The sequence below is a fragment of the Hymenobacter edaphi genome (genome assembly GCF_003258365.1).
GTDB lineage: Bacteria > Bacteroidota > Bacteroidia > Cytophagales > Hymenobacteraceae > Solirubrum > Solirubrum edaphi.
This window is the reverse complement of the sequence record NZ_QHKM01000008.1, coordinates 139,992-159,429: the sequence shown is the minus strand read 5'-3', so window position 1 is coordinate 159,429 and position 19,438 is coordinate 139,992. Positions and strand designations below refer to the sequence as shown.

Annotated in this window: 18 protein-coding genes and 1 pseudogene; 13 read left to right on the top strand and 6 right to left on the bottom strand. The window is 65.9% G+C overall.

The features are described from left to right. Positions 1-22: 22 nt before the first annotated feature. Together DLM85_RS20460 and DLM85_RS20455 are read right to left on the bottom strand one after the other, a co-directional pair. Positions 23-439: a response regulator gene (locus DLM85_RS20460; RefSeq protein ID WP_111480039.1), complete on the bottom strand. Its 417-nt coding sequence runs from the start codon at positions 437-439 to the stop codon at positions 23-25. A 72-nt stretch (positions 440-511) separates the two neighbouring features. Beyond that, positions 512-1,489: pseudogene (locus tag DLM85_RS20455) on the bottom strand (PLP-dependent cysteine synthase family protein); the annotation flags it as partial. Between the two features lie 300 nt (positions 1,490-1,789). Between DLM85_RS20455 and sucD the strand changes: the two are divergent. The 4 genes from sucD to DLM85_RS20440 all read left to right on the top strand — a co-directional run bounded on the left by sucD (position 1,790) and on the right by DLM85_RS20440 (position 5,285). After that, the gene (gene sucD / locus DLM85_RS20450) at positions 1,790-2,683 is read left to right on the top strand and encodes a succinate--CoA ligase subunit alpha (protein WP_111480037.1); all 894 of its coding nucleotides are present in this window, start codon (positions 1,790-1,792) and stop codon (positions 2,681-2,683) included. A gap of 172 nt (positions 2,684-2,855) precedes the next feature. Next, on the top strand, positions 2,856-3,119 hold the full coding sequence (locus tag DLM85_RS25150) for a hypothetical protein (RefSeq protein WP_133257172.1): 264 nt from the start codon (positions 2,856-2,858) through the stop codon (positions 3,117-3,119). A gap of 50 nt (positions 3,120-3,169) precedes the next feature. Continuing rightward, a complete protein-coding gene (locus DLM85_RS20445; protein ID WP_111480036.1) occupies positions 3,170-4,105 on the top strand; it encodes a carboxypeptidase-like regulatory domain-containing protein in 936 nt (311 codons plus the stop codon). A 148-nt stretch (positions 4,106-4,253) separates the two neighbouring features. Beyond that, positions 4,254-5,285: a peptidase associated/transthyretin-like domain-containing protein gene (locus DLM85_RS20440; RefSeq protein ID WP_111480035.1), complete on the top strand. Its 1,032-nt coding sequence runs from the start codon at positions 4,254-4,256 to the stop codon at positions 5,283-5,285. Between the two features lies 1 nt (position 5,286). Here the strand turns inward: DLM85_RS20440 and DLM85_RS20435 are convergent, their stop codons facing one another. After that, on the bottom strand, positions 5,287-6,021 hold the full coding sequence (locus DLM85_RS20435) for a hypothetical protein (RefSeq protein ID WP_133257171.1): 735 nt from the start codon (positions 6,019-6,021) through the stop codon (positions 5,287-5,289). Positions 6,022-6,132: 111 nt separating this feature from the next. On the opposite strand from DLM85_RS20435, the gene DLM85_RS20430 reads away from it, so the two are divergent. The 5 genes from DLM85_RS20430 to DLM85_RS20410 all read left to right on the top strand — a co-directional run bounded on the left by DLM85_RS20430 (position 6,133) and on the right by DLM85_RS20410 (position 11,075). Further along, on the top strand, positions 6,133-7,536 hold the full coding sequence (locus tag DLM85_RS20430) for a mercuric reductase (RefSeq protein ID WP_165822228.1): 1,404 nt from the start codon (positions 6,133-6,135) through the stop codon (positions 7,534-7,536). Positions 7,537-7,964: 428 nt separating this feature from the next. Then, positions 7,965-8,513 carry an RNA polymerase sigma factor gene (locus DLM85_RS20425; RefSeq protein ID WP_243636074.1) on the top strand — a complete coding sequence of 183 codons (549 nt, stop codon included), beginning with the start codon at positions 7,965-7,967 and terminating at the stop codon, positions 8,511-8,513. Beyond that, positions 8,510-9,337, top strand: a complete 828-nt coding sequence (locus DLM85_RS20420; protein ID WP_111480031.1) for a hypothetical protein — start codon at positions 8,510-8,512, stop codon at positions 9,335-9,337. Before DLM85_RS20425 ends, DLM85_RS20420 begins: the two co-directional genes overlap by 4 nt. Further along, on the top strand, positions 9,334-10,275 hold the full coding sequence (locus DLM85_RS20415) for a hypothetical protein (RefSeq protein WP_111480030.1): 942 nt from the start codon (positions 9,334-9,336) through the stop codon (positions 10,273-10,275). Before DLM85_RS20420 ends, DLM85_RS20415 begins: the two co-directional genes overlap by 4 nt. Positions 10,276-10,298: 23 nt before the next feature. Beyond that, positions 10,299-11,075, top strand: a complete 777-nt coding sequence (locus DLM85_RS20410; RefSeq protein WP_111480029.1) for a hypothetical protein — start codon at positions 10,299-10,301, stop codon at positions 11,073-11,075. A gap of 22 nt (positions 11,076-11,097) precedes the next feature. On the opposite strand, the gene DLM85_RS20405 is transcribed toward DLM85_RS20410, so the two are convergent. Together DLM85_RS20405 and DLM85_RS20400 are read right to left on the bottom strand one after the other, a co-directional pair. Further along, positions 11,098-11,907: a hypothetical protein gene (locus DLM85_RS20405; RefSeq protein WP_133257170.1), complete on the bottom strand. Its 810-nt coding sequence runs from the start codon at positions 11,905-11,907 to the stop codon at positions 11,098-11,100. Between the two features lie 93 nt (positions 11,908-12,000). After that, complete coding sequence (locus DLM85_RS20400) at positions 12,001-12,744, bottom strand: hypothetical protein (RefSeq protein WP_111480027.1); 744 nt, start codon at positions 12,742-12,744, stop codon at positions 12,001-12,003. Positions 12,745-12,982: 238 nt separating this feature from the next. Here DLM85_RS20400 and DLM85_RS20395 point away from each other — a divergent pair, with 238 nt between their 5' ends. From DLM85_RS20395 to DLM85_RS20380, 4 genes are all read left to right on the top strand, one after another. Then, positions 12,983-14,581, top strand: coding sequence for a glycerol-3-phosphate dehydrogenase/oxidase (locus DLM85_RS20395; protein WP_111480026.1), 1,599 nt, complete (start codon positions 12,983-12,985; stop codon positions 14,579-14,581). 278 nt (positions 14,582-14,859) lie between these two features. Next, positions 14,860-16,365 (top strand): glycerol kinase GlpK, encoded by a 1,506-nt coding sequence (gene glpK / locus DLM85_RS20390; RefSeq protein ID WP_111480025.1) that lies wholly within the window; start codon positions 14,860-14,862, stop codon positions 16,363-16,365. A gap of 60 nt (positions 16,366-16,425) precedes the next feature. Next, positions 16,426-17,241, top strand: a complete 816-nt coding sequence (locus tag DLM85_RS20385) for a hypothetical protein (RefSeq protein ID WP_111480024.1) — start codon at positions 16,426-16,428, stop codon at positions 17,239-17,241. A gap of 101 nt (positions 17,242-17,342) precedes the next feature. Then, positions 17,343-18,419, top strand: a complete 1,077-nt coding sequence (locus DLM85_RS20380; protein WP_133257169.1) for a hypothetical protein — start codon at positions 17,343-17,345, stop codon at positions 18,417-18,419. 119 nt (positions 18,420-18,538) lie between these two features. Here DLM85_RS20380 and DLM85_RS20375 read toward each other — a convergent pair whose 3' ends face one another. Then, positions 18,539-19,267, bottom strand: a complete 729-nt coding sequence (locus DLM85_RS20375) for a hypothetical protein (RefSeq protein WP_133257168.1) — start codon at positions 19,265-19,267, stop codon at positions 18,539-18,541. Positions 19,268-19,438: the final 171 nt, after the last annotated feature.

Here is a 19,438-nt window from a genome sequence, read left to right as displayed (position 1 = left end):
TTTTGTTGGTAGTAGTCGTGGCTTAGTTGGCCATCGAGAAGCGCTTGTCGAACAGCTTCTGCATCTTTTCCTCGGTGAGCGGCTTGGCCAGGTACTCCACGCCTTCGTACTGGGCCACGCGCGAGGTGTCGGCCGAGTGCATGGAGGTGGTGAGCACGGCCATGACGGTCTTTTCGCGCACCTCCGGCGAGAGGCGGCTGTACTGGTTCAGAAACTCGAAGCCGTCCATGCCGGGCATCTTCAGGTCGACGAACACCAACTCGGGCACCTGCGCTTCGGCAATGGCCTGCGGGCTCCAGAGCTGGTAAAAAGCCTGCTCGGCGTTGGTGAACGAGAGGATGTGCTCGGCCAGGTCCAGCCGCTGCAACAGCCGGTTGTTCAGGAAACTCGTGGTTTCGTTGTCGTCAATCAGGACGACTTGGTTCAGCTTGCGAGACATGAAATTGGCCTGGTTAAGTGAACAGGAATTCCGGCCACGCGTGCAGTCGGGACTACTAAGTTACTAAATTTAGTCCAACCACCCTTGGGCGCGCATCCACTCGTCGTTGTAGACTTTGCCCAGGTAGCGCGTGCCGTGGTCGGGCAGCAGGATAACCATCGTGTCGTCGGCTTTCAGGTTTTCCTTGGCGTATTCCAGGGCGCCGTGCACGGCCGAGCCGCACGACCAGCCCACGAACAGGCCCTCTTCCTTGGCCAGGCGGCGCGTCATCAGGGCTGCTTCCTTATCGCCTACTTTGATGAACTGGTCGATGAGGTCGAAATCCACGTTCTTGGGCAGAATGTCTTCGCCGATGCCTTCGGTCTTATAAGGATAGATTTCGTTGACGTCGAAAATACCGGTTTCCTTATATTTCTTGAAGACCGAGCCGTACGTATCGAGGCCCAGGGTGTAAACGTTGGGGTTCTGCTCCTTCAGGTACTTGCTCACGCCGCAGATGGTGCCGCCCGTGCCCACACCCGCCGCCCAGTGCGTGATGCGGCCCTCGGTCTGCTGCCACAGCTCGGGGCCGGTGGTTTCGTAGTGCGCGGCCGCGTTCGAGAGGTTGTCGTACTGATTGGGGTAAAAGGAGTTGGGCGTTTCCTGGTTCAGGCGCCGCGCCACCGAGTAGTACGAGCGGGGGTCGTCCGGAGCCACGTCGACGGGGCAGACGACCACCTGGGCGCCCACGGCTTTGAGGATGTCCTGCTTTTCCTTGCTCTGCTTGTCCGACATCACGAAGATGCACTGGTAGCCCTTGGCAATGGCGGCCAGCGCGAGGCCCATGCCGGTGTTGCCGCTGGTGCCCTCGATGATGGTGCCGCCGGGCTTGAGCAGGCCCGCCTTTTCGGCGTCCTCCACCATGCGGATGGCCATGCGGTCCTTCACCGAGTTGCCGGGGTTGAAGTACTCGACTTTGGCCAGGATGGTGCCGGGAATGCCTTTGGTTATGCTATTGAGCTTCACCAGCGGCGTGTTGCCGATGGCTTCGACGATGTTATTGAGGTACATGGGAGGGAGATTGGGAAACCACAAAGGTAGGAAAACGGTCGTTCGTCTCGGGCCCAAACCTGTTCACCCGCGTAAGCTTGTGCCTGCGCCTGAAGCGCGACGTGGCCGCCTCAATTGCCAGCCCCGCCCCAACTACTCCGCCGCACGCAGGCTGTCCGCGCCCCGCGTCAGATGCCCCGGCGCTTCACTATTTCACAATTTCACAATCTCACCATTTTCCCGCCCGCCGAAAAGCCTACCTTTGCCGCCGACTCGCCGTAGGCGGGTCATCCCACCGAAATATCTTCACTCACTTCCCACATGAGCGTACTGGTCAATAAGGACTCGAAAGTGATTGTGCAGGGTTTTACGGGCTCCGAAGGCTCGTTCCACGCCCAGCAGATGATTGACTACGGCACCAACGTCGTTGGCGGCGTAACGCCCGGCAAAGGCGGCCAGACCCACCTGGGCCGGCCCGTGTTCAACACCGTGGCCGACGCCGTGCGCGAGGCCGGCGCCGACACCAGCATCATCTTCGTGCCCCCGGCTTTTGCCGCCGACGCCATCATGGAGGCCGCCGACGCGGGCATCAAGGTTATCGTCACCATCACCGAAGGCATTCCGACCAAGGACATGATTGCGGTGAAGGAGTACCTGAAAGGCCGCGAAGGCCTGCGCATGATCGGCCCGAACTGCCCCGGCGTAATGACGGCCGGTGAGTGCAAAGTGGGCATCATGCCTGGCTTTATCTTCTCGAAAGGCAAAATCGGCATCGTGTCGAAATCGGGCACGCTGACCTACGAGGCCGTAGACCAGCTGACCAAGGCCGGCCTGGGCCAGACCACGGCCATCGGCATCGGCGGTGACCCCATCATCGGCACCACCACCAAGGAAGCCGTGGAGCTGCTCATGAACGACCCCGAAACCGAGGGCATCGTGATGATCGGCGAAATCGGCGGCGGCATGGAAGCCGAAGCCGCCCGCTGGATCAAGGAAACCGGCAACAAGAAACCCGTCGTGGGCTTCATCGCCGGCCAGACGGCGCCTCCCGGCCGCCGCATGGGCCACGCCGGTGCCATCGTCGGCGGGGCCGACGACACGGCCGCGGCCAAAATGGCCATCATGCGCGAGTGCGGCATCCACGTGGTGGATTCGCCGGCCGAAATCGGCGACACCATGCTGCGCGTGCTGAACGGCGACAAAGTGGAAGCGTAAGCAATTAGCGGACGCTTTTATTGCAAAAGCCGGAGCGGATCATATCCACTCCGGCTTTTTTTCAGCCCAAGTATTCATTTTGTTGGATTTTCTCAATTATGTTTGTCCCGCTAGCCCGCGGACGCCGAAAAGCGGCAATTAGAGTAGGCATTGTGGACTTATCGTATTTACAATGAAAAGAAAATTGCGCTACCTGTTGGTGGTAGCTGGCATAGCTGTTGCAGCAGTATCTTCCCGTACGCTGGCCCAGGGTGTTCTTTCGGAAGAAACGCCTACCGAAACTCCTACTGAAGAAGAGGAAAAGGCTTTTGGCTGGAGCGGTTGGTCGTGCGGGGTATGTGACCCCAATACGGGCCGCAAAACCTGCCACCGTCAGCAGTACTTCTTCTACTTCAGCGTAGACTCCGAGACCCGGGAGTTTACCTGCTACAAATAAATAAGCATGAGCCGCTGCTTACCCAAGCAGCGGCTCATTTATAGCGAATTATGAAGCCTGAACAGGCACGTATTCTCAGCGCCGCAATTATCGGTTTGCTAGCGCCGGTTCCGGCGCTTGCCCAATACAACGTTCATGTACTGGATGCGGCCGAACGCAAGCCCTTGCCAGGAGCCACCATTGTCAGCGAAGAGCCTGCCAAGCAAATAGTTACCGATCAGCAAGGACAGGCAACCCTGGGACGCCCCCGCGTGCTGCGCGTCTCGCACATCGGCTATAAAACGTCGCCGCCCCTGCAGGTAGCCGGCAACGCAGTGGTCGATACGGTGTTGCTGGAGCCCGAAACGTTCACGCTGCCCGAAGTAGCCGTAGTGGCCAATTCAGCACCCGCAAAGCTGCGCGTAATTACCTCCGGCAAACCTGACCGCAACAGCTCAATGGTTGCCTCTGATCAGGCGGATGCCGTAGCTTTTACGGAAGCGGTAATACCGGCGGGCACCTCTCTGCGGCGCATTGGCTTGCAATTAGGCAACAAGCGCGCTATTGCGGAGGGTAATTTATTTATTCGGCTGGCGCCGCTGAATAATAATTTGGCTCCTATCGAAGGTAATTTACTGACCAAAGTAATCGAAGTGCCAGCCCGCCAGATGCACCCTGATAAAAATGGGCAATTGGTATTTGATTTATCCAGCGAAAATATTGTCGCCCCGCAGCACGGATTTGCGGTGGTATTGGGATTTACCCCTACCAATCCCGATGAATTGGGCATCAATAACAGCGGGCCGGACGAGGGAGAAATGCTGGCTTTCATTTCAACGAAAACAGGCCTGAAACGCAAGGTCGCGGCTTCGGCATTTCCCATGCTGCTCAGTGGCCGGTCCAACATTGCCGGCTGTCGGTTTTGGCGCTACAGCCCCCGCACGCATGCGTGGCTGGAAAGCAGGGCCGGAAGCCTGGTGCCGGTAGTGACGGTGAGCGTGGAATAGGCCCGGCGGGCGGCGTTGCAGCGCCACAGGCAGCGCTCATCTGCCTGCCGCAAGAAGTTGGTGCCCCCTCAGTTCTGCTACTAAATATCCCCCGCTGATGCCCTGTTCCCGCCCTGCCCGCATAACGTTGGGGCTCTTCTTTCTGTCTGTGGCCCCGGCCCTCGCCCAGTCGTACCGCTGCGTGGTGGCCGATGCCCGCACCCGCGCCGCCCTGCCCGCCGCCACCGTGCAGGCCGCCGGCCGCACCCTGCGCACCGACGAAGCGGGCCGGTTCGAGCTGCCGGCCCGGCCGGCACAGCTGCAGCTCAGCCACGTGGGCTACCAGCCGCGGCAGTGGCAGCCCGCCCCGGCTGCCGACACGCTCTGGCTCACGCCGCAGGCCGTGGCCCTGCCCAACGTGCGCGTGCGGGCCCAGCCGCGCCAGCTGGTGTGGCGGGCGCCCGGCAAGGCGCGCTGGCCCTACGACGCGTTTGCCAACAGCCTCACGCCCACTGAGCAGGTAGCCATGCTCTACCGCCCGGCCGATGCCACGCGCAGCTACCGCATCCGGGCCGTGCGCCTTCGGCTGGGCTCCCGCGCGCCGCAGGGCCCGGCCGATTTGCTGCGCGACCTGCGCCGCTTTCCCGAAGGCCGCCTGCAGGTGCAGTTGCTGGCTCCCGGCCCCGACGGTGCCCCGGCCACGGCGCTGCTGCCGGCGAGCTGGGAAATTACGCCCGCGCTATCCGAGGAGCACGAGGGCGGCTGGCTGCGCCTGCCCGTAGCCGATGCGGAGCTGCGCCTGCCGGCCGCGGGCGTGTTCATCGTGGCCAACGGGCTGACGGGCTCGGCGGCGGAAACCTTCGTGCGCAACCGCACGCTGCTCTACCGGAAGCACAACCCCACAGCGGCTCCCGAATTCGATCCGCAGAAGCTCAAAGGTTCAGCCCCAAGCACCCGCGTCAATAGTTACGTAGAGGTGCAGCCCGCCGCCACGGAAGCCACGCGCCTGGTGCTGCGCCACGAGTTTCCGGCCCTTGCGCAGCTCACGGCGCCTTCCTTCGGAGCCTGTTATGCGTGGGCCTACCGCGCCGGGCGCTGGCAGAGCGTGGTGGCCTACTACCAGGACCTGAAAAGCCGCTTTCCGAAGCGCGAGTTCACGCCCTACAACTACGAGCTGGAGCTGGAGGTGGAGGAACTCTAGCCTACTCCCCTTTCCCGTCGCCGCCCACGTTGATGATCAGGCCCATGCTGAACACGGAGTTGCCGGCGGTGAGGTACTTGCGGTTTTTCAGCCCGAAGTTCCACCCGCTCATGGCCTGAAACTTCAGCGGCCCGATCAGGCCGATGCGGGTGTAGCTGACGGGCTCGAAGAAAATGTTGTCTTCGCCCGGAATGCGCTGCCCGTTCAGGATCAGCTCGGGCGTGTTGAGGTAGCTCAGGCGCAGGGCGGCGCCGTAGCGAAACTGCCAGGTGCGGCCCAGGAAATCGAACTGCTCGCGCTTCTTCTTGGTGTAGTTCACCTGCGCGAAGTACTTCTCCATGCGCGCTTCCACGGTTTGCGTCACGTCGGCGGCGCGGTTGCGCTCCACGCGCTTGCCGTGGCCGAAGCCCGCGCCGGCGTACACTTCCAGGATGCGGCTCTGGTCCTCGCCGAAGCGGGTGTGGTAGCCCACGCCCAGCTCGCCGAAATCCTGCTCGTAGAGCTTGCGTTTGCCGTTGTTGTGCAGAAACGAGGCCGTGCCGATCAGCCCGATATGCTCGCCGACGGCGTAGGCGCCCTGGGCCGATACGTTGGCCTTCCAGTTGGTGTGCAGGCCGCCGCTGAACTCGCCCTTCTGAGTGAGCATGGGCGCGGCGGCGGGCGGCGGAAAGTAGATGGACGCGCAGCTGCTCAGCAGCGGCAGCGCCCCCAGGGGCAAGTAGCGTCGGAGGGCCATGAAAACTGCGGATGAGACGGGTAAGCAACGCCCGAAGCGGCGTTTCGTTGTATGGAAGGCCGGGGGCCGCAAGTGCCCCGCGGGGCAGCCTCGGCCCAACCACCCCCCAATATGACTGAATCCCAGCGTTTCGACGCTATCATCATCGGCTCCGGCCAGGCTGGCAATCCGCTGGCCTATGCCCTGGCCGACGCCGGCCGCCGCGTGGCCCTCATCGAAAGCCGCCACCTCGGCGGCTCCTGCATCAACTACGGCTGCTCGCCCACCAAGGCCCTGCTGGCGGCCGCGCACCGCGCCCACGCCATCCGCACGGCCGGCGCGCTGGGCCTGCGCGTGGCCGCGCCGGAGGTGGACATGCCCGCCGTCATCGGCCGCAAAAACCGCCTGGTGGAGCTGCACCGCGAGGGCATCCGCAAAAACCTGACGCTGGAGCACCCGGGCATCAAGGTGCTGCACGGCCACGCGGCGTTTGTGGGCCCGCGTACGCTGATGCTGACGCCCAACCGCGAAATCGAGGCGCAGAAGCTTACGGCCCCGCTCATCTTCATCAACACCGGCACGGTGGCCGCCTGGCCCGATATCGAGGGCATTCGGGAGGTGGGGGCGCTGACCAACGAAACGCTGCTGGACCTCGCGGAGCTGCCCGAACACCTGATCATTCTCGGCGGCAGCTACATCGGGGTGGAGTTCGGGCAGATGTACCGCCGCTTCGGCGCGCGCGTGACCATCGTCGATACCGAAACGCGCATCATGAGCCGCGAGGACGAGGACGTGCAGCTGGAGCTGCAGCAGCTCCTGGAAGCCGAGGGCATCGAGTTTGTGCTCGGCGCCCGGGCCCGGCGGGTGTCGCGCGGGGCCGATGGCACCCTCACGCTCACGGCCGATACGCGGCAGGGCGAACGGCGCCTGCGCGGCTCGCACTTACTGGTAGCCGCGGGCCGGCAGCCCAATACGGCGTCGCTGGGCCTGGACCTGGCCGGCATCGACACCGACGAGCACGGCTACATCCGGGCCGACGACGAGCTGCGCACCGGCGTACCGGGCGTGTACGCCCTGGGCGACGTGAAGGGCGGCCCGCAGTTCACCCACATCAGCTACGACGACTACCGCATCGTGCGCGACCGGCTGCTGCACGGCCGGCGGCGCCGCACGGCCGCGCGCCCGGTGCCCTACGTGGTGTTTACGGAGCCGCAGCTGGGGCGCGTGGGCCTCTCGGAAAAAGACGCCGCGGCGCAGGGCGTGGCCTACCGCGTGGGCAAGCTGCCGGTGTACCACATCGGGCGGGCCCGCGAAACGGAAGCCCCTGCCGGCTTTCTGAAGGTGCTCGTCGGGGCAGACGACCGGCTGCTGGGCGCGGCCGTGCTCAGCGAGCAGGGCGGCGAAATCATGAGCATGCTGCAGATTGCCATGGCCGGGCGCCTGAAGTACCAGCAGCTGCAGAACATGGTGCTGGCCCACCCCACCTGGGCCGAGGCGCTCAACAACGTCTTTGCCAAGCTGCGGGCGCCGCAGTAGAGCCGCATCGTTGCGGCGCGTCGTTGAACGACCAACGTCCGCGTGGAAATTCGCCCACACGATGTCCACGCGGCGCGGGCGCGCAGACGCAGCGACGCGTCTCTGCAGTCCAGGAGGCCGCCGAAAGATGCCGTTCCGAGTAGTCGGCAGGCAAGGTTTCGGGCGAAAGATGCCGCTCCTAACCGTGGGAAGGGCATCTTTCAGGGGAAATTCATCATCATCGGCGACGGGAAGCAAGGTTTCGGGCGCCAGATGCCGCCCCCAACCGCGGGAAAGACGTCTTGCGCCCGAAACCTTGCTTCCCCTGGGCGGGGGGCGGCATCTGGCGCCCGCAAGCTCTGCCTCCCCCGATGATGTGATGGTATTTTTCGGGTGGACAGCCAACCTTTGCGGGAGCAGGCGTCACTTTCCGCCAAAGCCCGTCTGCCGTGATTCCCTTGCCCGCCTCCGACGCCCCTACCGAAGAACAACTGCTGCTGGCCGGCTGCCGGGCGCAGGACCGCGCCTCGCAGTACCGCCTCTACCAGCGCTATAAATCGGCCATGTTTTCCTCGGCCCTGCGCATCCTGCGCGACCGGGACCTGGCCCAGGACGCGCTGCAGGAGGCCTTCGTCGACGTGTTTCGGCAGATTGAGAGCTTCCGGGGCGAATCGGCCTTGGGCGCTTGGATCAAGACCATCGTGGTGCGCAGCGCCCTGCGCGTGCTCCGGCGTGAGCAGCGTATGGAAGTGTACGACCAGGAGCGCCACCCCGAGCCGCTGGTGGCCTGGCACGACAACCTTACGGGCGAAGCCCTCGAAAAAGCCATCGGCGAGTTGCCGGCCGGCTACCGGGCGGTGTTCTGCCTGATCGAAATTGAGGGCTACATGCACCGCGAAGTAGCCGAGCTGCTCGGCATTTCGGAGGGCACCAGCAAGTCGCAGCTCTTCCACGCCAAGAAGATGCTGCAAGTCAAACTCCACCATTTGTACGCATGAGCCACTTCCCCGACCTGCCCGCCGAACCCGGCCAGGAGCACCTGCGGCGGGCTCTGCACAGCCTGCCCCAGCACGAGCCCGACGACGCGCTCTGGACGCGCATCAGCGCCCATATCGATACCGACGCGGCGGTGAGCCGTGCCCTGCCCGAGCTGCCCGCCCACGAGCCCGACGACGACCTGTGGGCCGTCATCGTGGGCCGCCTCGACCACGAAGCCGCCGCCCCGGCGCCGTTTAGCCTCCGCTCCGCCACCGAAACCGAAGCCGACATCGTGCCGCTGCACGCCACGCCGGCCGCCGAAATGCCGGCTGAACCGGTGCAGCCGCTGCAGCAGCCCGGCGTGACGCACCGCTGGCTGACGCAGCCCTGGCACTGGGCCACCACGGCCGCCGCGGCGGTGCTGGTGCTGGCCCTGGTGTGGTGGCAGCGCCCGCTGCCCTCGGCCGCCCCAACCGAAGTAGCTCGCGTGAGCACCACCGCGCCCGAAACCACCGCCGCCACCGAAACCATCAGCTACGGCGAGGAAGTGCTGCCGGCCGATCAGGCCGCCACGGCCACCTTCGCCGGCACGGCCTTCGACCCGCTGCAGGCCCAGGGCGTGGCCTTCATCGACGCGCACTGCACCTCGCTGCCCACCGTGTGCCAGACGACGGAGTTTCAGGAGCTGCGCACCGAGCTGGCCGAGCTGGAAGCCGAGGAGCAGCGCCTGCAAAAGGATGCCCAGCGCTTCGGCACCTCGCCCGAGCTGGAGCAAAACCAGGCCCGCGTGACCACGCAAAAGGCCACCGTCACCCGCGAGCTGATTCAGCTGCTTATCTCATGAGGAACTTCCTACGGGCAGCGCGCGGCGCCGGGCTCGGGGCCTGGCTGCTGACGCTGTACTTGCTGGCGGGGCTGGCCGGTGGCGCCCGCGCCCAGGTGAAAGTGCAGGTGGTGGCCCGCACCGTGGAGCAGACGCTGGCCTGCCCGGTGAGCACGCTGGTGCGCATCCGGGCCGAAAAAGCCACGCTGCGGGTGCAGGCCTGGGACAAGCCCACGCTGCGGGTGGTGCTACGCCTCGTGTCGCGCCACCCCGAGCGCGACGTGGCCGAACGAGACCTGCCGGTGGCCCGCTACCAGATTGAGAAAACGGGCACGCTCATCGAGCTGGTGAACTACTTCGCCGTAACGCCTGGCGCGCCGGCCGTGCAGAGCGACCTGCGCGCCGAGTACACCGTGCTCATGCCCGCCGACAACGCCCTGGAAGTAGTCAATGCCTACGGCCACACCACGCTCACGGGCCTGACGGGCCGGCAGCAGCTGGAGCAGGACTTTGGGCAGGTAACCCTGCAGGACTTGCGCGGCAGCCTGCTCGTCAACGTGCGCCTGGCCGACATCAACGGCACGAACACCAACCTGGCCCTGAGCTGCAACGCCGACCGCTCGGCCGTGAACCTGCAGGCCGCCGGCGGCAGCTACGCCATCCGCAACCGCTTCGGCAGCGTGACCTTGGAGCCCACCGCGGAGCTGCGCTCGGCCACCATCGACGCGGAACGCACCGAGGTGAAGCTGACCGTGGCCCACCCCGACCAGTTCGACTACGTGCTGAGCACCAGCCGCAGCACCCTCACGGTGCCGCCCGCCCTGAGCGGGCAGGTGCGCCGCCAGGGCAACCAGCAGACGCTGCGCACCAGCTCGAATGGCCGCTTGCCGCTGATCCGGGCCGTGACGTCCCTGGCTCCAGTTACGCTCCAGGCTCCTCCGCTCATCATCAAACGATGACCCCGCTCCCGCTTTTCTGCGCTATGCTGACTTGCTTATACCCTGCCTTCCGCCCGCGGCCCGTTGGCGCGTGGCTGCTGCTGCTCCTGTTGCTGTTGGGCAGCGCGGCGGCCCGGGCCCAGACCAAGCCCGCCGTCGACTCGTCGCGCATCAGCTACGACGAGGAAACCATGCCCGCGCCGCTGGGCCCGCCCGTGGGCACACCGCCCCAGAACGCTTACACCCGCCTCACGCGCCTGCAGGTGGAGGAGCGGCAGCTGTGGAAGCTGGGGCTGAACAACTTCGGTTTCGGGTTCGACAACGAGGGCTCCTATTTCCGGGTGCGCTACGGGGCGCACCTGGCCTACGAGCGGAAAATCGGCACGGAGTGGTCGGTGCTGGGCGAAATAAGCCCCGACGTGTTCCGCTACTACCGCGACTCGCTCGACCAGCGGATGCGCACCGTGCTGACGGCCCGGGTGCAGGTGGCCGGCCGCTACTACTACAACCTGAACCAGCGCATCCGCAAGGGCAAAAGTGCTAGTAACTTTTCGGCCAACTACCTGGGCCTGGGCTTGGGCGCCGGCCTGGGCCGCTTTTCCAACCTCTCGCCGTTCTACAACTACTACGAGTCGGGGCAGGTGGCGCGGGCCACGGCCATGCTGCAGTACGGCCTGCAGCGCCGCCTGGGCCCCTACGGCTTCGTCGATTTCAACCTGGGCATTCCCTTCTTGCTCACCCCCGACCCCACGGCCAGCCTCGAACAGCTGGCGTTTCGGCTGCGCCTGAACCTGCGCATCGGGCTGGCGCTGGGGCGCTGAACGTGCGGCCCCGGGCTTCGGATTATCTCGACTGAAACCGGCGCCATATCTGGTGCGGGCGCAGCATAACGCTCACCGTTACAAACGGCAGCGTCTTGCGGGCTTCGGCAAGGTCGCGGTTGCCAGCCCGTTCCGTCGGAGTGTGGAAACCGGGCGCAAAAGTACAGCCCAAGGAGAGCTGACCAGCAATCCAGTCTTCCAGTCCTTCTTCTTCGCCCATGCGCAAAAACACCACTGGTTCGTGCCGCCACATCTGCCGAAAGCCGATGGCGGCCCCGTCGTTTGTGTAGCGGCTGAAACGCACGTGATTGATGCGGTAAGAAGCGCCTCCCGAGAAGAATGGCTCCGTTCGCCAGTGCACGTATGCTTCCGCAAACAAGCGGCGGTACTGCGCTTCGTAGCGGTAGGCCCACACCGAATCGGGCCCGGGCTGAAACCACACTCCGCGTTGTCCGCTGCGCCGTAGATAATCATGCGCGCCCCGACCGCGGCCGTAGCCGGCAAAGCCCCCGAGGAGCACCGCCGGACCAGGGCGCCAGTAGGTGCCAAGGCTGGCCTCCCACTGCCGCGTCCGGAACAAGGCCGGTTGCGTGATAGAATCCCGGGTATCGGTGCCGGTGGCGGTACCGCCCCCAATGACCCCGCGTAGCAGCACGTGCTGGACGGGTGAATACGCAACGGCGCCTTCCAGCGGCCCCAATGAGCGGAGGCTACCGCTCATTTCCACTTGCTGTGGCCCGTCGATAAGCGGCGCCGGAGGCTGTAGCGGTGTGTAAATGGCACAGCCCGTCAGCAGCAGTAGCCCGCTACATAAGAGTAGTTGTGTAGTCATCAATAGTAGTTAGAATAACGAAGGAGCTATTCGTCAGAGCCTGTTATGGTGGTATTGATTGCCAAGCTGGGACGAGGCAAAGTAGCATAATGGTTATTCTCGACCCTGCCCCAGCCACTTCGGGCGCAGCACCACGCCCCCGCTCAGCAGCAGGGTGTGCAGCGAGAGGGTAGGGTCGCTGTCGAGGCGCTGGGTGCGCAGCGGCACCGACCAGCCGATGGCCCCGAAGCCCTGCCAGGGCGAAGTCGACCTGCCGATGCGCAGAAACGCGCTGGGCTCCAGATACACGCGGGCGGCCTGGGTTACGGGCTCGTCGTTGCGCGTCAGGCGGCTGAAGTCGACGGCGGTGGCGCGCAGGGTGCCGCCCCAGCTCACCACCTCGTTACCCACCGAGGCCAGGTAGGCCTGGGCGAAGTAGCGGTTGTAGCGCGCTTCGTACTGCAGCGGGTTTCTTGCCGGGAAAAACAGAAAGCCGGAGCCCAGCTCCAGGTAGCCGCGGCTGCTGTGGGTGCGCCCGTAGCCGCCCAGCAGCCCCAGGTAGGTGCGCCCGCCCAGCACGGTGTAGTAGCCCGCGCCCACCTCGGCGTGGCGGTAGCGGAAGTAGGTGGTATCGCCGCGGTTGAGGTTGGCCGCCCCGGTGGCCGTGAGCAGCAGGTGCGGCAGCGGCGAGTAGCTCACGCTGCCCGTTACGGCCGAGGGCGTGTGCAGGCCGGCCTGCAGCTCCACTTCGCCGGCGTGCTCCAGCAGCGGCGTGGCCGGAATCAGCGGGGCGTACACGGAGCAGCCCGACGCGAGGGTGGCCAGGCCCAGGGCCCAGCCGTAGTAAATAGGCTTCATAAATAACGGTATCAGGCCGGGCGGCCGACGGTGGGAAAGAAATACGGGGACGAGGCGAACCTACAACTTCCCGAGCCCGATTTCGCAGTAATTATTCCCGCAATCTGACTTTTCACCGCTCCGCCCGTCACCCGGCCGGACCGGCGGCAGGGAGGCCAGCACACAGCGCGGGGCCTTTGCGGGCAGCCGCGGCGCCGGTTTTACCGTTGTAGGCCTGACGCTCCCTTTCGCCGCCGCTATGACGCCTTCGCCCGATCCTGCCGCCTTTCATCGGGACACGCTGCTGCACCCGCTCACCGCCCAGCCCGACTGGGACCTGATTGTCATCGGCGGCGGGGCCACGGGCTTGGGCGTGGCCCTCGACGGCCTCAGCCGGGGCTTCCGCACGCTGCTGCTGGAGCGCGACGACTTCGCCAAGGGCACCAGCAGCCGCAGCACCAAGCTGGTGCACGGCGGGGTGCGCTACCTGGCCCAGGGCGACGTGGGCCTGGTGCGCGAGGCCTTGCACGAGCGCGGCCTGCTGCTGCGAAATGCCCCGCACCTGGTCCGTAATCAGTGCTTTATCATCCCGAGCTACACCTGGTGGGGCGGCCCGTTCTACACGCTCGGGCTGAAACTGTACGACCTGCTGGCCGGCCGCCTGAGCCTGGGCGCCTCGCACGCCATCGGCCGCGCGGAGGCGCTGCGCCGCCTGGGCAACCTGCGCCCCGCGGGCCTGCGCGGCGGCGTGCTCTACCACGACGGGCAGTTCGACGACGCCCGCCTGGCCGTGAACCTGGCCCAGACTATTGTCGACCACGGCGGCACGGCGCTGAACCACTGTGCCGTGCAGGGGCTGCTGAAGGATGCCCGGGGCCAGGTCAGCGGCGTGCGGGCCACCGATGCGGAAACCGGCCGCAGCTACGAGCTGCGGGCCAAAGTCGTGGTCAACGCCACCGGCATCTTCGTCGACGAGGTGCTGCGCATGGACGAGCCCGCCGCTCCCCGGCTGGTGCGGCCCAGCCAGGGCGTGCACATCGTGGTCGACCGCCGCTTTCTGCCCGGCGACGACGCGCTGATGATTCCCAGCACCGACGACGGCCGCGTGCTCTTCGCCGTGCCCTGGCACGGGCGCGTGGTGCTCGGCACCACCGATACCCCGCTCGACGCGGCCAGCCCCGAGCCCCGGGCTCTGGACGAGGAAATCGACTTCATTCTGCGCACGGCGGGCCGCTACCTGGCCCACCCGCCCCGGCGCAGTGATGCGCTGAGCGTCTTCGCCGGGCTACGCCCCCTGGCCGCCCCGCAAAACGGCCAGAACCAGACCAAGGAAATTTCGCGCAGCCACAAAATCCTGGTGTCGGCGGCGGGGCTCATCACCATCACCGGCGGCAAGTGGACCACCTACCGCCGCATGGGCGAGGACACCATTGACGAGGCCATCCGGCGGGGCAAGCTGCCGCCGCAGCCCAGCCGGACGGCCAGTCTGGCCATTCACGGCGCCCGGCCCACGCCCGAAACCGACCGGGGCAGCCACCTGTACGTGTACGGCAATGACCTGCCGGCCCTGCAGCTGCTGATGCAGGAGCAGCCGGAGTTGCGGCAGCGCCTGGTGCCGGAGGCGGAGTTTGTGCGGGCCGAGGTGGTGTGGGCGGCGCGCCACGAGCTGGCCCGCACCGTGGAGGACGTGCTGGCCCGCCGCGTACGCCTGCTGTTCCTCGACGCGGCCGCGGCCGGGCGGGCGGCGCCGGCCGTGGCGGCCCTGCTGGCCGCCGAGCTGGGCCACGACGAAGCTTGGCAACGGACGCAGGTGGCGGCATTTACCGAGCTGGCGCGGCAGTATCAGCTGCCAGGTTAAACAGGCCGTCATCCTGAGCATGTCGCGCATCAAGCGAGGACGCAGGGCCTTCCTTCAACCCTGCACCGACCGAAAAGCGTAGCCACCAACGCCTAATCGTTCGGGCTCGGTGGCCGGGCCTCATCGTGGCTGCGCTTTTCCCAAAAGTGCCGGCCCTTCACGGGTAGCGGCGGGGCCGGGTGCGCGAAAGGCCCTTCGCCAAGGCTCAGGATGTCGGTCTGGTTTGCTGACAGACGCCTTTCTTTACCAACTCCAGCCGCCCTTTCACCCTTCCCGCCATGCCCCAGCAGTACATTCTGGCCCTCGACCAGGGCACCACCAGCTCCCGCGCCATCCTGTTTGACCGGCAGGGCCAGATCGTGGCGCAGGCGCAGAAGGAATTCACCCAGCTGTTTCCGCAGCCGGGCTGGGTGGAGCACGACCCGCTGGAAATCTGGGCGACGCAGGCGGGCGTGGCGGCCGAGGCCACGGTAAAGGCCGGGCAGAACGGCCGCAGCATTGCCGCCATCGGCATCACCAACCAGCGCGAAACCACCATTGTGTGGCACCGCGGCACCGGCCGGCCCATCTACAACGCCATCGTGTGGCAGGACCGCCGCACGGCCGCCTTCTGCGACGGGCTGCGCGCCGCCGGGCACGAGGCGCTGATCCGGCAGAAGACCGGGCTGGTGCTCGACGCCTACTTTTCGGCCAGCAAGGTGCGCTGGATTCTCGACAACGTGCCCGGGGCCCGGCGGCAGGCCGAGGCCGGGGAGCTGGCCTTCGGCACCGTCGACAGCTGGCTGATCTGGAACTTCACCCAGGGCGGGCTGCACGTAACGGACGTGAGCAACGCTTCGCGCACCATGCTGCTGAACATTCACTCGCTGCAGTGGGACGAGGAGCTGCTCCGGCTGTTCGACATTCCGCCCTCGATGCTGCCCGTGGTGCGCGCCTCCAGCGAGGTGTACGGGGAGACGAAAACCACCGTGTTTGCCTCCAAAATCCCGTTGGCGGGCATTGCCGGCGACCAGCAGGCGGCCCTGTTCGGGCAGCAATGCACCCAGCCGGGTATGGTCAAGAACACCTACGGCACGGGCTGCTTTCTGCTGATGAACATCGGCGGGGAGCCGCGGCTTTCCCAGCACAACCTGCTGACGACGGTGGCCTGGCAGATCGGCGGGCAGACGCAGTACGCGCTGGAGGGCAGCATTTTTATGGCCGGCGCCGTGGTGCAGTGGCTGCGCGACCAGCTGGGCATCATCCGCTCGGCGGCCGAGGTGGAGGCGCTGGCCCGGCAGGTGCCCGACAGCGGCGGGGTGTGCTTCGTGCCGGCGTTTGCGGGCCTGGGCGCCCCGCACTGGGACGCGCACGCCCGCGGCACCCTCTTCGGCCTGACGCGCGCCAGCACGGCGGCCCACGTGGCGCGGGCGGCCGTGGAGGCCATTGCCTTTCAGACGCTGGACGTGCTGCGGGCCATGGAGGCCGACGCGCACCTGCCCATCCGGGAGCTGCGCGTGGATGGCGGGGCGGCGGCCAACGGGCTGCTGATGCAGGTGCAGGCCGACGTGCTGGGCGCCCGGGTGCTGCGCCCGCGCCTGCTCGAAACCACCGCCCTGGGCGCGGCCTACCTCGCCGGCCTGGCCGTGGGCTACTGGAGCGGGCTGAACGAGCTGCAGGCACTGAGCCCGGCCGACACCACCTTTGCGCCCCAGGCCGACCGCGCCGCCGTGGAGGCGAGCGTGGCGCAGTGGCACCGATCGGTGCGGGCCGTGCGCTACTGGGCCGCGGATGCGGGCGGGTAAGCCGGCTGCGGAACCAACTCCGCGGGGCGCTAACTTGCCAGGCCCTTACCCCCGACGCCGTTGACACGTTTCGCCGCTTTCTTCCCCGCGCTGCTGCTGGCCGCGGCCTGCTCCTCGCCCGACCAGCCCGCCGAGCAGCCGACCCCGCCAACTGCCAGCGCCCCGCCCGCCGCCGCCCCCGATACGGCGCGGCAGCGCTTCAGCTGGGAGGACGATGCCTGCCGCTACCACGGGTATTTCCGGGCGGGCCAGTACACCCAGCAGCAGCTGCACGACTCGTACCAGCTGGTGACGTTTCCCTACGCGACGGCGGCCTACCAGGAGTCGATTTGGGAGCTGGAGCAGCTCGCGCCCGACTCCATCAACACCCGCCTGCAGCGGCTGGAAACGCAGCACCGGCAAGAGCGCGCCGCGCTGCAGGCCCTGCAGGTGGTGCCGCTGCCTTACTGGCAACGGCTGAAAAAGCTTCGCCAGCAGGAAGAGGCGGAAATGTACCAGCTGCGCAAGCTCACCTTGCAGGCCTATTTCCAGCCCGAGCTGCTGCGACAAGCCCCGCGGGCCGGCCGCTGCCAGCGCTACGTGCAGGCCCTGGCCTCGGCCGACACGCTGCAGCTGCTGCAAGCCTGGCGGGAACTGGTGGAGGCGCAGAAGAAGAACAACGGGGCCCCGGAGCATCTGGAGGCTAAATACCAGCAGCAATTTGCGTCGGCTGAGCACCTGCGCTACGCCCGCCTGGAGCTGATGCTGTTCGGCTGGTGGAACTGCGCCAACGAGCAGCGGCAGTACGTGGCTGTGGCCGACGAGCAGCAGCCCTGGGTGGCGTTTGAGAAGCTGTTCGGGAAAGTAACGCGCTTCGACTGCGAGGACGTGGACTAAGGCCGGGCGCTTCGCGGTGCCTACCCGGGCCCAGAGCCCGGAGCCCGCACTGAGACAACGTTATCTTTACCAGCTATCCGTCAATTGTAACAACGCATGATATGCACAAACAGCTGTTACACGGACTCATTGGCGCAATGGCTGTTCTGACGTCCTGTGCTGGGCAGGTGCCCACTGCAAGCGGGTTGCCGCCGTCCGCTGATACGCGAGGACACCGGTACGAAGCAGAACCACTCAGCCGGATTCTGATCGAGCAAGCTACCGGGCTACCCGATGTCCAGGCGCCTTTTTTCGCTGTGCGGGAAGTCAACCGCCTCCGCCCCGAGGCCAGCGTATTGGTGCAAGGCTCCCACGGTGCCCGGGCAAAAGGTACAGAAACCCGCTACCGGCACGGCGCCCTGTTGGCCTTGTTTGATGCGCGGGGCAAGCGTCTTACCGATTTCGAGTTTTCTCACCTGCTAGGTATCGGCTCTGGGCATCTGGCGTACTCGACTCCGCAAACTGCTGCGGAACGGTTGCCCGAGGATATAGCAGTAACCTATTCCGGCTTGGCCCGCTATGGCCTATTGCAAGTAGACGATGATGAGCGCAAAATAGGCGTACTGGGCCGGAACGGTCAGCGCCTCACGCCGCCGCGTTACCTATGTCTGCATGCCATTGCCCCCAATGCTATCTGGGCGGTGCGGGCCGACAGTTGCGCCCCCTACCGGCTCCCGTCGATGAGCTGGGATATTACCTACCAGCTCACCTACGGCCTGATTGATTCGCTCGGGCATGAGATTATACCCTTCGGATCGGGGCCGTTGAGCCTGGCAGACGACGCCCGGCTGCTTCGCCGCCGCAATGCCCCACCGCGCCGGCCTACGTCCAACGCGACCGGGAAGCCCTGGTATCCGGAGAGCAGCGCCGTCCGCTACTACCGGCTCAACGGCCAGCCGGCGTTTGTCGGCGAGTTCACCGACGCTACTTCTTTTTGGCAGGGCCGGGCCATCGTCCGCGTAGGCAATCGGTATGGCATCATCGACACGCTGGGCACCTGGGTTACGCCCCTAACCGACGATAACCTGCGGATGCGGCCCCGCCCAGCCGCACAGGTGCATCGTGACCGGCTAACGGACCCGTTACGCCTCTTCGATCCGCTAGACGCGGCGCGGAAATGGTGGTGGCAGGAAATGTGAGAGTAAAAGCACGCCCCCGGCCCGCCGCAACGGCTGCTGCGGCGGGCCGGGGGCGTGCTTACTGTGGCAGCTTAAACGCAGTAGTGCCACAACTTACAGGCGTGGCACTATAGGGTTGGTTACTGCGCCTTGGGTCGACGCAGATGAGGGCTGAACACTACGCCCACCCCAAGCACTAGTTCCGACGCATACAGGTCGGTTTCCCGGCCGCTGAACGCGCTGCCTAAAGGAGTGGACACGCCTACCTGGGCATGGCCTTGCACGGCGCCCTGGCCCCAGCGCACAAACAGGGAGGGAGCCGCGTACAGGTGAGGCACGGATTGCTGTACTGGCTGGTCGTTGAAGGTGAGGCGGGTGAAGTGCAGGCTGGTCGCCCGCAGGGCGGCACCGTAGGCGAGGCCCGTGGTTTGCCGGGCCAGCCACAATTGGCCGTACGGGCGGGCATAGCGCGACCGGTATTCCTTAAGGGGTGAGTCAGGCACGTAAAACCGGTAGAACGACTGCGCGCCGCCGTAACCAGCCAGGCCACCGAGGTACCAGCGGTTGTTGCCGAAGGTGCCATACCCACCGACAGCCACGTCGCCCTGCGTCGCCTTGATCCTGGTGTCGCCGGTGGGCATATTCCACCGTTGGGCGCCGTTCACAACGAGAAGCAGGTGCTTGACCGGCGAGTAGGCTACGTAAGCTTCGGCCTGGCTGATGGGGTGAAATGATGCACCGGCTTCTACCTGCCCGCCGTGCTGCAGCAGGGGCGTGGGAGTGAGCGTGGGCACGTAGGTCGTGCAGCTGCTGATGCAGGTGCCCAGGCTGGTCACGGTCAGCAGGCAACGTACTACTCGCTGTTTCATGGGGCTGCCAATCGACTGTGATGCCGACCGGCCTGCCACCAAGGTAAGGCGGCGGTGTGCGGGCCCTACACCATTCGGCGGGTATTCCTGATTCTGCCGGCCCCGCTCACCGCGGCCGGAATCAGCCTTTCAGCGCCCTGCCCGCATTGGGCGCGTGAATAGGAGCTGGAA